The 13,938-nt window shown below is 62.7% G+C and carries 10 protein-coding genes and 1 tRNA gene; 4 read left to right on the top strand and 7 right to left on the bottom strand.

Annotated elements, in window-relative coordinates; genetic code table 11:
• Positions 1 to 45: 45 nt before the first annotated feature.
• Complete coding sequence (gene nirK / locus ACOJTD_RS23215; protein ID WP_420135204.1) at positions 46 to 1,143, bottom strand: copper-containing nitrite reductase; 1,098 nt, start codon at positions 1,141 to 1,143, stop codon at positions 46 to 48.
• A gap of 239 nt (positions 1,144 to 1,382) precedes the next feature.
• On the opposite strand from nirK, the gene ACOJTD_RS23210 reads away from it, so the two are divergent.
• Positions 1,383 to 1,634, top strand: coding sequence for a DUF1858 domain-containing protein (locus ACOJTD_RS23210; RefSeq protein ID WP_420135203.1), 252 nt, complete (start codon positions 1,383 to 1,385; stop codon positions 1,632 to 1,634).
• On the opposite strand, the gene ACOJTD_RS23205 is transcribed toward ACOJTD_RS23210, so the two are convergent.
• A complete protein-coding gene (locus ACOJTD_RS23205; protein ID WP_420135202.1) occupies positions 1,586 to 2,296 on the bottom strand; it encodes a Crp/Fnr family transcriptional regulator in 711 nt (236 codons plus the stop codon). The two genes, ACOJTD_RS23210 and ACOJTD_RS23205, sit on opposite strands and share 49 nt — an antisense overlap.
• 191 nt (positions 2,297 to 2,487) lie before the next feature.
• Complete coding sequence (locus ACOJTD_RS23200) at positions 2,488 to 6,069, bottom strand: PAS domain-containing protein (protein WP_420135224.1); 3,582 nt, start codon at positions 6,067 to 6,069, stop codon at positions 2,488 to 2,490.
• Between the two features lie 350 nt (positions 6,070 to 6,419).
• On the opposite strand from ACOJTD_RS23200, the gene ACOJTD_RS23195 reads away from it, so the two are divergent.
• The 3 genes from ACOJTD_RS23195 (at position 6,420) to ACOJTD_RS23185 (ending at position 7,777) form a co-directional block, all read left to right on the top strand.
• The gene (locus ACOJTD_RS23195) at positions 6,420 to 6,803 is read left to right on the top strand and encodes a phasin (protein WP_420135201.1); all 384 of its coding nucleotides are present in this window, start codon (positions 6,420 to 6,422) and stop codon (positions 6,801 to 6,803) included.
• Positions 6,804 to 7,109: 306 nt separating this feature from the next.
• Entirely contained in the window at positions 7,110 to 7,541 is a 432-nt protein-coding gene (locus ACOJTD_RS23190) for a phasin (RefSeq protein ID WP_420135200.1), read from the top strand.
• 159 nt (positions 7,542 to 7,700) lie between these two features.
• Positions 7,701 to 7,777, top strand: a tRNA-His gene (locus tag ACOJTD_RS23185).
• A gap of 799 nt (positions 7,778 to 8,576) precedes the next feature.
• Here the strand turns inward: ACOJTD_RS23185 and ACOJTD_RS23180 are convergent.
• The 4 genes from ACOJTD_RS23180 to ACOJTD_RS23165 form a co-directional block, all read right to left on the bottom strand.
• Entirely contained in the window at positions 8,577 to 9,968 is a 1,392-nt protein-coding gene (locus ACOJTD_RS23180; RefSeq protein WP_420135199.1) for an ATP-binding protein, read from the bottom strand.
• The gene (locus ACOJTD_RS23175; protein WP_420135198.1) at positions 9,965 to 11,296 is read right to left on the bottom strand and encodes an SIR2 family anti-phage-associated protein; all 1,332 of its coding nucleotides are present in this window, start codon (positions 11,294 to 11,296) and stop codon (positions 9,965 to 9,967) included. Before ACOJTD_RS23175 ends, ACOJTD_RS23180 begins: the two co-directional genes overlap by 4 nt.
• Positions 11,293 to 12,492 (bottom strand): hypothetical protein, encoded by a 1,200-nt coding sequence (locus tag ACOJTD_RS23170; RefSeq protein ID WP_420135197.1) that lies wholly within the window; start codon positions 12,490 to 12,492, stop codon positions 11,293 to 11,295. The genes ACOJTD_RS23175 and ACOJTD_RS23170 overlap by 4 nt, the downstream gene beginning before the upstream one ends.
• Positions 12,489 to 13,938: N-6 DNA methylase (locus ACOJTD_RS23165; RefSeq protein ID WP_420135196.1), on the bottom strand; the 1,450-nt coding region annotated here is incomplete at its 5' end. The genes ACOJTD_RS23165 and ACOJTD_RS23170, both read right to left, overlap by 4 nt.

The following is a 13,938-nucleotide window of genomic DNA, read 5'->3' as shown; positions in this document are numbered from 1 at the left end:
GATGAGGCCCGCGCGGACGCGGGCCTCTTTGGCGCGCGGAGGTGGTTAGTTGGTCGGGATCGGCGCGGGCGCCTTGACCTGGGTCATCAGGTCGTCGTTCCACTTGCCCTCGACCTTGAAGTGCGCGGTGGCGCCGAGTTCGACGCCTTCGATCAGATTGTGGTTGAGATAAGCGTACACGCCCGGCTGCTTGAAGGTGTAGAGCGCAGCACCGGCCGAGCCGCCGCGGATGAACCAGGTTTCCAGGTTGGTCTCGGGCGCGTTGGAGAATTTGCCGGTTTCCCAGACGTAGTCACCATGACCGCCGATCAGATGTGGGCGGGTGTCACGGTTGGCCTGCGAATGCACGATCAGCACGGTCTCGCCGACCTTGGCGGTCATCGCGTCCTTGCCGGTCAATGCGCCGACCTTGCCGTTGAAGACGACATGGGTCGGGGTCAGCTTGCGCATCACCTCGCGGGTGTCGACATAGGCTTCGGCGGGCGAGCCGTAGGTCTTGTACTTGCCCTTCTCGTCCTGCGGCACGTAGAGATCCTGCTCGCCGATGTAATAGATGCGGTCGTAGTGCAGCGGCTTGCCGGCGCCGTCCTTGAGGCCGTCGCGCGGCAGCACCATGATGGCGCCGTTCATGCCGGAGACGACGTGCCACGGGATCATCGCGCCGCCGGGGGCGCAGTGATACACGAATACGCCGGAGCGGTCGGCCTTGAAGCGCAGCACCACCTGTTCGCCGGGGTTGATCAGCGTCAGCGCGCCGCCGCCGAGCGCGCCGGTCGCGGCGTGGAAGTCGATATTGTGCGGCATGGTGTTGCTGGCTGGATTGACCAGGGTCAGTTCGACATAGTCGCCCTGGTGCACCACCATCAGCGGGCCGGGCATCGAGCCATTGAAGGTCATCGCCTGGAATTTGGTGCCGTCCTCGTCGATCACCATCTCCTTTTCCTGCACGACCATCTTGAATTCGATCACTTTGGGGGCGTCCTTGGTGGCTTGCTGATGCGCATGCACGAAAGGCGGCGCAACCAGCTCGACGCTCTGGCGCGGTAGCTTGGAGATGTCGTCGGCGGCGAGCGACACCGCCGGTGCGCTCAGCACCAGAGCGGCGACGGCGGCTCCCAGCAGCGTGTCTCTACGGGTCATCATGGTCGTCATCCTTGCGTGTGGACCTGAATTCGACGCACACGAGGATGCGCTCGCCGCGGCGCGTCTGTTTGTTCCAGCACAAGCTTGGCGGTGATTACCGGCCACCTCGGGGGAGCGCTCCATCCGTACTTCGTCGGATGAGGCGATCGCGATGGTCCGGTCCGCGATCCGTCCGGAACGTTGTCGCGGCACAACGATCGTGCACGCGGGGCGGGCATGTTGGCGGCATGGAGAGGACCATGCTCATTCACCGCACCAGTGTCGTCGAAGACGTGATGCGCGATTGGCCGGCGACGATCCGGACCTTTCTGGATTTCAAGCTGGCCTGCGTCGGCTGCCCCATCGCGACGTTTCACACCGTCGCGGATTCCTGCCACGAGCACGGCATCGAAGAGGCGACGTTCCTCGCAGCGCTACGCGCCGTGGTGGTGCGTGCCGTCGATCAGGGCTCTTTGCCCTCGGGGGCCTGTTCGGCCAGCACCACGAGCTGATGCGGTTCGCGCAGCACGATCTTTTGCCGGCCGCTCTCGATCAGTCCGCGCTGCTCCCAGCCGGACAGCAGGCGACTGACGGTGTGCAGCGTGGTGCCGGTCATTTGCGCGATGTCTTGCCGGCTGATTGGAAAATCGATCTGCACGCCGTTCTCGACCTTGCGGCCGCTCTGCTTGGCGAGCCGCAGCAGGGCATGAGCGACGCGCTGCTCGACCTGCTGGGTCGACATCTCGATCACCCGCGAATGGGTTTCCTGAAGCCGGCCGCCGACTGTGCGCAGCGTATTGGTGGCGAGCGACGGATAGCGCTCCACCAGCCGCGGCCAGGCCGCGGTCGGCCACGCCAGTACGATGCTGTCGTCCACGGCGGTCGCCGTCGCCGGATAGCGTTGCAGCCCGATCGCCATCGCCACGCCTAGTGTTTCGCCGGGCGACACGTAGCGCACCACGACCTGTTCGCCCGCCGGCGTCACTTTGCTGGCGCGCACATGGCCGTGCAGCAGCACGAAGAACGAATGCGCGTCCTCGCCCTGCTCGAACACTTTGCCGTTCTTGGGAACCCGGATCGACCGCGCTTCCTGGAGAATGGCGTCGAGCTCCTCCGGCGCAAATCCGGCAAACAGCGGCAGCTTCGCAACGAGGGATGTGTCGACCGTCGCCATGCGATCTCTCGGGGTGATGGACCGGGCGCTAACTAAATCGCGATTGAAGGTCGGAGCAAGAAGAATAGTCCGTCGGTCGAATGAGCGAGGGGCCATCCGCCGACGCTCTTCACTGCCCGACGAGGGAGCTCGATGGTCGGATGACGCCTTCGACCTGTCCGTCTTGCGCAGCTGCTTCGCCGGCCGTCTGCTCACACCCCCGCTGGCGTGTGTGAAAACACCACTTCGATCAGCGTGCCGGATTGAGGCGCGCTCTTGATGTGGAACTGGGCGCGATTGGCTTCGACCAAGGCCTTGGTCAGCGAAAGGCTGACGCCGGCCGCTTCGGAGCGGTCGCTCGGCGCTGGCGTACTGAACGGCTGCAGCGCGGCTGCCAGCTCATCCTCGTTGAGGCGGTGACCGGTGTCGCGCACACGCAGCACCACCTCGCCGAAATCACTCAGCGCGGTCGAAACGATCACCTGGCCGCCTGCATTGGCGAGATGGATCGAGGTGCCGATCAGGTGCATCAGGATTTGACGCAGCGCCTGCGCATCGGCCACCACCGTCGGCAGCGCGTGCGCCAGCGAGGTGCGGATGATGATGCGCTCGCGATTGGCGCGCGGCTGCATCACCGCCACGCATTGCTCCACCAGCTCGTTGAGGTTCTGACTGGTGAAATCGAGTTCGAGCTTGCCGGTTTCGATTTGCGACAGGTCCAGCAGGTCGCCGACGATGCCGATCACGCGCTCGCCGGAGGCCCGGATATCCTTCAGATAGTCGCCGTAACGCTCGTTGCCGAGTGGACCGAAGCGCTCCTCGATCATCACCTCGGCGAAGCCGATGATGGCATTGAGCGGTGTGCGGATCTCGTGGCTGAGGCGTGCCAGGACATCTGCCTTGGCGCCGGCGGCGCGCTCGGCGAGTTTGCGGACTTGACTGAGCTCGGTTTCGATCCGGCGCGCCTGCGACAGGTCGCGGAACACGGCGAAGTAATTGAGGCCATCGGGTCGCGTGCGGCCGATCGTCATGGTCAGCGGAAACAGCCCACCTTCGCGCACTTGGCCCAGCGCTTCGAGGCCGTGGTCGAGCAGGCTCTCGGCGCTGCCGGATCGCACGCTCGCGAAGTAATCGCGCACGGGACCGCTGCTCTCCGGGGCGAACAGATCGACGAGCGAGTGCTGCACCAGCTCCGCGCCATCATAGCCGAACAGTGCCTCGGCGCTGCGGTTACACGCACTGATCCGGCCGTCCGCGTCGAACATCAGTATGCCCTCGGCGGTGGTGTCGAGGATCGCGCCGAGTTCTTCGGCGTCGGCATGGCCGGCGTCCGAAGCGAGGTCGGGCGCGTAGGTGTCGGGCGCGGTCGGTGCCGCATCGGCAACGTCGGCGGAGAAGATCAGAGCCAGCGCCTGTTCGCCGTCCCAGGTGATGGTATGCAGCCGGCCCGCGGTCGGGGCAGCGTGTTCGCTCGACACGGTAATCGGCGCGCCGCTTTCGGACGTGCTGCTGGAGCCGTTCGCGCCTTCTTCGACATACAGCGCGTCAAGGCCGCCTGCCTCGTCAAGCGCGGCGAGGCTCGCGAAGCCGGTCCGCTGCAGGAATGCGGCATTGGCATAGAGCAGGCGATCGAGCCGATAGATCAGGACACCGACCGGGATCAGATCCATCAGCATGCGATCGCGCGTGCTCTCGCCCGCCGCCGGCGTCGCCAGCGGCGCGAGCCAGTCGGCCTGTGGCGATGCCGATGGCTGGGAGACGGGCGTATCGCTTGCGACCTCTGCGGCCTGCGCTTCGGTCGGCGCTCCGTTGTCCGAGGCTGCTTCCGGTATGTCGTCGTTCGACGCCTGGCTGAGCAGCCGCTCGGCCGCGGCGGCTTCGGCTTCGAGCCGTTCCGACAACTGACGCGCCAGTTCGTTGAAGGCGTTGTTCTCCACCGGCGTCAGTCCCGGTGATCGGGCGTCGTGGACGGGCCGGAAGGGAAGAACGTTTCTCGGGGGTTCCACGATATGATCCGTCTCTTGGTCGTGAGTAGTAATCGGCTGATCGGGCTGGTCGCCCGCGTTGCCGGGAGAAGCAGGGAGCGGCGTGAAGTCGGCCGACAGCGACCGCGGTGGATGTTCGTCCGCGCCGTGGTGTCGCAAAGCCGCGAGCTGGTTGAGCGCTTCGAGGTCGCGGCAGACGCCAAAGCCGCGAAAGCCGACGAAGGCGCCCTCACGGTCCTGCACCGGCAGGCCGGACATCTCTACCGGCAGCCGCAGGCTGGTGTCGTCGGCTGGCCAGTGCAGCGTCACACCGCTCCAGGTGTGACGTCCCGCGATGGCCTCTGCAAAGCGATTGTCGGGATCGAGATCGAGCGCCGCGCGAATCTCCGGCCAGGGCTGACCGAAGACCGCCGCAGTGTGAGCGCCGAGCAGATGAACGAAATCGTCGGACGTGACGGCGAAGCGTTCAGCCTGATCGAGTTCCCAAACGAACCGCAGCGGGTGCCGACGCGGCGGTAATGGCTCCAGCTGCGCAGGCTCGGGCTTTGTTGTCGGGGGCTGTTCCGCGATCGGCTCAGCCTCTGCTGCCTGAGGCGGGTCTGTGACCGTATCAGCCTGTTCTGTAAGGGGCTGATGCCCAAGCGCCTCGTGCTCTGCAGTTACGGGCTTGAGCGATTCCGCTTCGGTCGAAATCGGCTCTGCGGATGATAGTTCGGGGTCGATGGTATCGATGGTCTCGGGCTTTGCCTCGTCCTGCAACGGGGTGGCAGCCGGTGTCTCGACTTCTGTTGCAGGTTCGTCGGCGACAAGCGCCACGAATGGCGATGGCTCGTCGGCTGCGGACTCGGGTGCGGGGTTGTGCTCGCTCGAGGCTGGTGCGGATGGTTCAGCCGGCTGCACCTCGGATGGCGGCGCGGCCGGTTCGGGCGCGATGCTTTCGCCCAGCAGGCTGAATTCCGCAGGCGCTTCGGTGAGCGTCTCGAGCGACTCATAGTCTGCAAGTGTTGCATCGACAGCAGCGTCGCGCGCGACTGGGACATCCGCTTCGGCAGCTTCAGTGGTCGGCTGGGCCGGAGGCATATCGGGCGCCGGCAGGGCGCGGAGCGCTGGCGCGGAAGGTGTTTCGGCCAGGTCGGGCTCACGCTCCACCACGGCAGGCGGGTTCGGTTCGAGCAGGGCGACCAGTCCGACATCGCGGCCGCTGCCGACACGTTGCAGAACCATGCGGCCGATTCCGACCGGTGTCTCGGCCCGGCCGTGCTGCAGGGCTTCGGCGCGCGCCTGGTCGAGACCGGCTTCGCCGAGATTTCGGAAGCCCAGCAGCGTTCGTGCGGCCTCGCTGGCGCCGACGAACAGGCCGTCGCTTGCAAATGCGGCGATCGGCGTTTCGATGCCCTCCACCAGGCCGCGAAGCCGGTCGATGAGGGGCATCGGGGCGCCAATCGGTTCGACCGCGGCGATCAGCACACCGGCCGTCCCATCCGCGCATTCGAACCGGGTACAGGCGCAGGTAACCAGCGAGCCGAGGAGGGCGCCGAAGCCGCGCAGCCGCTCCAACCGTGTCGCGCCGTCCGGGGGGAGCCGTCCGGCGAGCTGGGCCACCAGGCGTCGGTGCGGATCCGCGGGACCAAACCGCCGCGCGGTGAGGGCTTTGGCATTCTCGGCGCCGAACAGCCGCGCCGCGACAGGGTTGGCCCAGAGCACATGGGTGCCGTCCACCGACCACAGCCAGACCGGAAGCGCACGGATCGCGTGCGCCGCAAGTCGGGGATCGTCCACCCCTCGCAACTGAAAATCCCAACTGGTCATCGGTGCCCGCGCGGCAGTTCCCGTCTGGTTCGCGCTTCCCGCAGCAAGGGCTGCCGCCAGCAAAGAACCTTAACAATTCATTATCGCTTTCGACCGCCGTCAGGTCCACGCTTGCCGGCGCGCTGTCCCAAGCTAAGCGCCGATAACCTTAATTCGGCCATTGCAGCCGCAGAACTTTGTCGTGCTCGTACGCGTTGAAAGGGTACTTGGCGTTGTAAGGTTGCAAAATTTCTTCGTTCGGTCACGATGACGCATCGCAAGCCGGTCACACGGCTGATGCGAGAGAGCGTTAAGTTGGCGACAGGCTCGGACAGGGCCGCGGAGCGGACCCTGCGTAACAGGAGTGGACCATGGATCAGGATGGGCGCGACCGGTTCGAAATTCCCAAAGAGGTGCGGTCCATCGCGGAGGCCAGCTTCGATCAGGCCCGCAAAGCCTTTGAGCACATGCTTTCGAGCGCCCAGCAGACCGCGACGACGATCGAGGATCGCGGCGCCACCGTCCGTGCGAACGCCAAGGACATCACCACCAAGGCGGTCGGTTTCGCCGAGCGCAACGTTACTGCGGCGCTGGATTATGCCCAGCAACTGGTGCACGCCAAGGATCTCAGCGACGTGCTGAAGCTCCACAGCGAATACGTCCAGGCGCAGATGAAGGCTTTGGCCGAACAGGCCACCGAGCTGGGACAGGCGGTCGCCAAGGCCGCGCAGGATGCGGCGAAGCCCAAGGTCTGATCGACCGCACCGTCCGCGAGCACAACTCCCCACGGTTGTTATCCGGGGCGGAAAAGCTGACGGGAGTTTGCGCTTCCGCGATGACGTTGGTTGGTCGCCGGTATCTGATTGCCATGTTGGCGACCTATTTGACGCACAATGTGGCAGTGCAGTGCAAGTTTATGTTGCATTGCACAAATTCTGTGTTACGATATGCACTAAAGGATGACCGAAAGGGGTCATTCGGTTGAGGCCCGCCAGACGGCCCCGTTTTTAGTTGGCCATTGCGCGGGCGTTACCATTTTACTCTCCCAGGAAGGACGTTACATGGCCGATTCGAGCGATCCGTTCTCCACTGTTATCCCGTTCCAGCTTCCCGAGCAGGTTCGTGCTTTCGCCGAGAAGGGCGTGTCCCAGGCCCGCGAAAGCTACAGCAAGCTGCGTGACGTTGCCGAGAGCAACAACGGCACCATCGAGGCCGTATTCTCGTCGGCCAGCAAGGGCGCGACCGATTATTCGGCCAAGGTTTTCGACTTCGTGAAGACCAACACCAGCGCCAGCTTCGATTTCGCCCACAGCCTGATCGGCGCCAAGACCCTGCCGGAAGTGCTGGAAATGTGGACCTCGCACGCCAAGAAGCAGGTCGAGGTCCTGACGTCGCAGACCAAGGAACTCACCGAGCTGTCGCAGAAGGTTGCGGCTGAAACGGTTGAGCCGATCAAGGCGAACGCCTCGAAGATCTTCACCACCGCCGGCTGAGGCCGCTCCGGTTCGGTTGATTTCGAAAGCCCGGGACACGTCCCGGGCTTTTTTGTCGATAGCCGCCCTCGACATTGGTCGGAGAGCCGATCCCGGCCTTGCCAAAGCGCGGCGTTGCACCTAGTTTCCGCCCGTTCGCGGCCGACGGCCGCGCCGGATGCAGTTGTAGCTCAGTTGGTTAGAGCGCCTGTCTGTGGAACAGGAGGTCGGTGGTTCGAGCCCACCCAACTGTACCAATGAAATCAACATATTGAGAAAGATGCCGGCGTCGTTGCCCGGATAGACTCTTCGCAAAGTCCCACCCTAAGTCCCATCAATTTATGGTTTGGCCATGATCGCTGGGAAACGGCGCGACTATGGTCGTTTTCAGCGATGCTTCTGAATGTAAATCGCCCGCCTCAGAGCTTCGCAGATCGAGTCCTGCCTCCTCCAGCAATCTTGTCAACGGCTCAGGGCGAAAACTGATGGCCCCCCCCCCCGCGCTTTGGATAGTGCTTCCTAACCCACTCCAAGCCTCGCCCTGACTCGCAGCTACTTTACCCGACCGACGGAGGTTGTCCGCGCCCGGGAAGGGCCTCGAAGTCGTGTGGCCGTTACGATCCATTGCCAAATGTATGGCTCAGCCTCGGCGACCTCTTACCCATTTCGCTGAATACATCCCGCCCGTCGCATTTCGCTGGGAGGCCCGACGATTTAGGTCGACCACTTTTGTAAGAACGGGGGGTCTTTCGAGTCCGGCTCAGGGTTAGGTCTGCTAACCGACATCCTTGTTGGAACAGGTAAGGCTGCCCCAAAAATGATCGCTTCGCCGCGCCCAAGTCCGGCAAGTTGGCGCGATACGTTCACTCCCGCCGTTTCCGCCGCCGACGCAACTGCTCGCTGGTCGGCCTCATTATTAAGACGAAACACGGCCCACGTGCCGCACTGAGAAAGCACGGTTGGGGACACCTCGGAGGGCCGTTGAGTGCTGATCAGCAGGGACAGGCCGAACTTCCGTCCCTCTTTTGCAAGGCGCTCATAGGCGAGCGCCTGTTGTCAACCATCGGACTCACCGGGTAACTGCCGCAGGTAGTGATGCGCTTCCTCCAAGGCCAGCATGGTTGGATGGGTATTGCCGGGGCCGCGTTTGAAAATCTCGGCGGCAAACATCTCTAGAAGGGAGCCAAGGACAAACGGCATGAGGTCTTGGGTCAAGCGGCTAAGGTCAACAACGTGAACCGACCAATCGTTCTGGCCGAAGATAGGCGGGCCAAAAACTTCCCGAACGAGCGCGGCGCATTCGGACTCCATGCTCAAGGGGTGCGCCAATCCTGCGCCGCCGGCGACCTCCACAACCGAGGTGAATTGCGGATCTTCGATCAAGCCGCGTATGCGGTTTATCATCGACTGGATGTGACCATACTGAAAAGCATTTCGCTCTATGCCATTCCGGCCGGGTGAAAGCACGTACCACTCTGTGGCAAGGCAGGATAGAGCGCGCATATGAGGCCAGACGTTCGCGGGGGGTGCTGTTCCCGTCCTCAGCGCGGCCATCGCCTGATTGGCGTGCGCGGCATTGCCGGTGTGACAGTCGTCAAAAAAGACGTTGGCCTGACCGCCGACCAACTTTGCACCGTGGGCGTCGGCTTCCACGAAAGATAGATGCTCAATCGCGAAGCGCAACGTCGGCATCTGCGCTTTCTCACTTGGTATAAGCAACCGCGAAAGGCCGTGCCGACCAAGAGCGTAATAGGGAATCCGAAGCCCACCATCAGGGCTACCGAGCTTTGTGATCTTCACGCGCTGGCCCAGATACGCGAATGCTGAAGCATATTCGCCGTTCACGTCGAAAACGACGATGCGGGACTTAGGCAAACACACAAGCTGTTGCAGCACCGCTGCGACAAAGTGCGTTTTACCCTGGCCCGTCGAGCCAAGGATCGCCATGTGACGGCCAAGCACTTGGTCGATGTTGGCGCAGACCTCTACGGCTCCGTTCCGCGAGTCGGCGCCCAGCCTAATCTGCTCTGCCTCGATGCCGGTCGCGCCGATGGTCGCCACAGTTTCGATGTCGGAGAGCGGATAGACGCTAGCTCCGAGAACGGGCAGCCGCCATTCCTGCGGTGAAAAAATGAGTTTGCCCTCGCGCTTGGCCAGAAAGCCAACAACTCGACCGCGAAGCTGGCGTAGCGGCTCTTGTTGGACAGTCGGGAATCGCCCGCGCCCCGCGGCATGAACTTCGCGCGGCTCGGCGAACGCAACCGTCATGATCCGAAGGATGATCGTTTCGGCCCCCGCGTCGATACCAACCAGATCGCCTGGCTGCTCCACCGTCGATAAACCGTCGCGATGTCCGGCGACGTGACCACGGGACTCTTCAAGCAGATTGACCAGAAGCTGCGGCCCGTCGATCTCGACCACATATCCAATTGGGCGGCGAGAGCTCATCCAAGCACACCTTCGAAACCATCACCTGGCGGAGCTTCGAGGGCGGCGCTGACTGGCTCCCCCTCATCCCCGTCTGTGGTCTCGGTTTTCTTCGATACCTGAATGTTCGTGGCCTGCCTGAGCAACGATTCAAACTGGCGTGCGCGTTCCGAAACCTCGTCCAGCATGGCCGGCTCGGGTAGGTCGTTCGCCAGCGCGTCAAAGAATCCTCCGGCTCCGAAGCCGCGCACCGTCACCTGCGGAAGTTGTGCCAAAAGCAGGCGCTTAAGCTGCTCATTGGGTCTGATCGCACCGCCCGTCGCGGCGAGAGTGCCGTATATGCCCATCCGATCAATCTCGGGAAGGTAGATGATGAGTTGCAAAGTCGGATTCTGTAGCGCTGAAACGACAAGTCGATTGATATGATCGTCTGTGAAGCCGTAGCCGTTGACGATAAGGCAGGCGTTTGGGCGCGAGAGAAATTCGGTAAAACGGCGAATGACCTCGCCATATACGAACGCGGTGGTCTGAATGAATTTCGATGCGCCGGGGAAGATCATGAAGCCCGGCCAATCATCGGGTTTGTCAGAGGCTATAAACTGGTCCACCAACGGCTTCACGCTTGCGCTCGGCAATTCGCAGACGCTGCCAGACTTGCTTGCCGTCCACGATATCGAGCCGTGCAATTTTCCAAGGTAGAGGTTGTAGGTGCCGAAGCGGGCTTCGCCGCGCGCTTGCACGTTGCGAAGGCCAAGGTCAAAGCTACTGGGGCGAAAAGTGCGGCCGTGTGTTCCCGAAAAGCCGTTGACGCAATGGAGGCCCAGCGCCTCGGCCGACCATTCCAGCGCAAGGTCGTAGTTGGTCGTGAATGCCCATGGCGCGGCCTGTCCAGGTTGCCGGTTACCTGCAAGGCGCGACACAAGCCTGATATGGCTGGATAGCTTGGGATGCAAGATCGCCTGATCTGGATCCCACCAGAGCTTTTCATCAAGAATGGCTGCCCGCAGCACGGCTTTTCGCAAGGCGTGCCGCGCCGTCTTTAGCTTGGTCAAGTCAGCGCCAACCCGTTCACCGTCCAGACAGGCGATTTCCAGCCGGTCTAGCAATAATTCAACGTTGCCCTGCTCGCCGTCGGGAAGAAACTTGTTGTCCCGAAGGAACTGGACTTGTTCGTCGTATTCGCTGGTGAGGAGCGCCCATACGTCCGCCATCACCATGCCGCCGACGCCTTTGGAGGCTCCGGCACCAAGCAGGACGCCGACGTTTTCCAGCCTGATTGCAAGCGCGAGATGGGCCAGGAACTCCTCGGACGTTAGCTGTCGGCTTCCTCTGATGGCGAAAAAGGTCATGACAACTCCCCCTTAAACGCTTTGTCGAGAATGGCGGGAAGCATGGCGTCCAACTCGGTGGCGGTTTCGATTTGGAGCACGCGCACTGCGTCGAGCTTTTCTTGGAAGGTGCGGAGCTTTGCGACGATATCTGTTTGTTGGTCAATGGAGAGATGTACAGGGAACGGAATGGCCCCGACGATGGACTGCGAAATCTTTTTCATTGTCGGGCTTGTGCCCTTGGCGAACCGTTTGATGTGGTCGCGAACCACCGTTGATTGAAGCCAGTACCAGACGAACCGAGTGTCGGTGCGGCTCTTATCGAGCCTCAGCTTCATCATCAGGTCGGGGTAGATGCAGTGGACGGGACTGCCGGAGTGGATGGCAGCATGACCGACAAGTTCGGGGGTGTTGCTCCTCGTTATCAGCAGGTCCCCTTCGGTCGCCCAATAATGCGCGTCGGCGCGAGTCGGGAAGGATGTTCGCTTGTACGCATTCGCGTTGAAGCGCCAGCCAGTGACCGCAGAGAGCGTGAGCACAGGAGTCCCGTTGTCGTCGTTGTCGCAAACAGGGGACCAACCGTTTCGAGGCGCCCCTTGGAGTACGTCGCCGAGTGTTCCGCTCGGAGCCACCAAGCCCAGGATGGCATCCCTCGACTTGACGCTCAGTGCGGCAAGCTCGCCCAACGCAGAGGACCGCGCCTTACCCGCTTCCTCCACCTTCGCAGCCAAGTCTTCGATGCGCGCGACGATGCGGCGCTGCTCGTCGAGCGGCGGCAGGGGAACGTGGATGGCCGCAAGCTTTTCCACGCCAAGAGTCCGATTGCGACCGGCACCTCCTGGCGACGCCCGGAGAAGCTGGTCGCGCCCCTCTGCCCGCGCGAACCAGTAGTTAAGGAACCGAGCATCGGCCTTCGACTTGTCGGTGACACAGGTAAGAAACCTATGCGAGCCAATCATCCCGCGTTCGGCTTCGGTGGCGACGGCGACAGCCCCCTCCCACGCGAAGACGATATTGAAAAGCAGGTCGTCCGGTTCCACTGTGAAGACGCGCTTGCCGCCAATGTCGAGCCCGGTGACCGGTGCTTTGTGGAAGACACCTTTTCCGAAGGAGCGTATGCCAATTTCACGATACAGCTCCTCGGCCCTGGTGAAAACGGGGCGTCTCACCAGCGGGGCAATTTCACCCATAGGTGCCTTGGGCCAGATTGCCGTCATGCGGGCAACCCCAACGCCGCCTTGATCTCCCGCATCAGGTCGGCGATCCGCAGTTCTTTCTTCAAGATGTCATCGGCAAGCTGCTCCGGCGGTAGATGCTCGAAGTCCACCTTGGCGCGTGGGTTCTTGCGGTCAAGATTGCAGCCCGCATCCAGTAATTCTCCGACCGGCACCTTCCACGCCTGATTGCTCTCCTCGCGCTTTGCCCACCACGCCATGCAGCCTCCCAACTCGTCGAACTGCATGGGCTGGGTCTTGGTGTAATTCTTGCGGCCCTCGGGCAGTGGTTGCTCGTAATACCAGACCTCTTTCGTCGGGCCGGAGCGGTCGAAGAACAGGATGTTGGTCGGGATGCCCGTGTAGGGCGAGAAAACGCCATTGGGCAGCCGCACGACGGTATGAAGGTTGAACTCCTTAAGAAGCTCCTCCTTGATGCGGGCGCATACGCCGTCGCCGAACAGCGTTCCATCGGGCACAACGACGGCAGCTCGCGCCGGGCGGCCCGCCAATGTGGGATGGCGTCTGAGCTTTCGCATGATGAGTTGCAGGAACAGCAGCGCGGTTTCCGCTGTCTGGCGGTCTTCCGGGAAGTTGCCCTGGATGCCCCTTTCCTCCTCCCCGCCAAAGGGCGGGTTGGTGAGAATCACGTCGACGCGCTCTTTCTCGCCGATTTCCGAGAGTTTGGAGCGCAGGGCGTTATCGGGGTCGATCTGCGGAGCGTCCAGGCCGTGCAGCAGCAGGTTCATCTGGCACAGCAGATAAGGCAGGGACTTGGGTTCGCAGCCGGCGATGGTGTCATCTTGCAGACGCTTGCGGTCGGCGACGGTCTTCACCTGTTTCGCAAGGTGGTTGTAGGCTTCCACTAGAAACCCGCCGGTGCCGCTGGCCGGATCAAGGACGGTCTCGCCAAGGCGAGGATCGGTGACTTCCACCATGAAGCGGACGACGGCGCGGGGCGTGTAGAACTCGCCGGAATCGCCCGCCGCGTCGCGCATTTCGCGGAGCATGGATTCATAGAGCGCGCCGAGGGTGTGAAGCTCGTCCGACGACGTGAAGTGAATCCCGCCAACCTTGTTGATGATGTCGCGGAGCAGATAACCGCTCTTCATGCGGTTATCGACGCCCTTGAACACCGTGGCGATCACGTCGCGGCGGTTGTCGCCGTTGGAGCTTGAGAGCGAACGCAGGTAAGCGAACAGGCCGGCGCCTTTCGTCCCATCGGCACGTACAGCTTCGTCGGAATTGATGAAGGAAAGCAGTTCATCGCCCGTGATGCCCTGCAGGTCGGCGGCCCAATCCCGCCAGCGATACGGGGCCTCGATGGCGGCCTTGAACTTATTGCCGGAGAGCGCGGCTTCCGCCTCGCGCTGTTGCTCAAGGTCGTCGAGGACTATGAGGAACATGATCCAAGTCAGTAGCGGCAGGCGGTCGAGGTCGCCGTTGAGG

The organism is Rhodopseudomonas sp. (genome assembly GCF_048594845.1).
Taxonomy (GTDB): domain Bacteria; phylum Pseudomonadota; class Alphaproteobacteria; order Rhizobiales; family Xanthobacteraceae; genus Rhodopseudomonas.
The sequence above is the reverse complement of the archived record's forward strand: the minus strand, read 5'-3'. Positions and strand labels throughout refer to the sequence as shown.

Excerpts from the sequence above, each read along its gene's own strand:
- nirK (WP_420135204.1), bottom strand. The coding sequence starts at position 1,143 with ATGATGACCCGTAGAGACACGCTGCTGGGAGCCGCCGTCGCCGCTCTG.
- ACOJTD_RS23210 (WP_420135203.1), top strand. The coding sequence starts at position 1,383 with ATGCTCATTCACCGCACCAGTGTCGTCGAAGACGTGATGCGCGATTGG.
- ACOJTD_RS23205 (WP_420135202.1), bottom strand. The coding sequence starts at position 2,296 with ATGGCGACGGTCGACACATCCCTCGTTGCGAAGCTGCCGCTGTTTGCC.
- ACOJTD_RS23200 (WP_420135224.1), bottom strand. The coding sequence starts at position 6,069 with ATGACCAGTTGGGATTTTCAGTTGCGAGGGGTGGACGATCCCCGACTT.
- ACOJTD_RS23195 (WP_420135201.1), top strand. The coding sequence starts at position 6,420 with ATGGATCAGGATGGGCGCGACCGGTTCGAAATTCCCAAAGAGGTGCGG.
- ACOJTD_RS23190 (WP_420135200.1), top strand. The coding sequence starts at position 7,110 with ATGGCCGATTCGAGCGATCCGTTCTCCACTGTTATCCCGTTCCAGCTT.
- ACOJTD_RS23180 (WP_420135199.1), bottom strand. The coding sequence starts at position 9,968 with ATGAGCTCTCGCCGCCCAATTGGATATGTGGTCGAGATCGACGGGCCG.
- ACOJTD_RS23175 (WP_420135198.1), bottom strand. The coding sequence starts at position 11,296 with ATGACCTTTTTCGCCATCAGAGGAAGCCGACAGCTAACGTCCGAGGAG.
- ACOJTD_RS23170 (WP_420135197.1), bottom strand. The coding sequence starts at position 12,492 with ATGACGGCAATCTGGCCCAAGGCACCTATGGGTGAAATTGCCCCGCTG.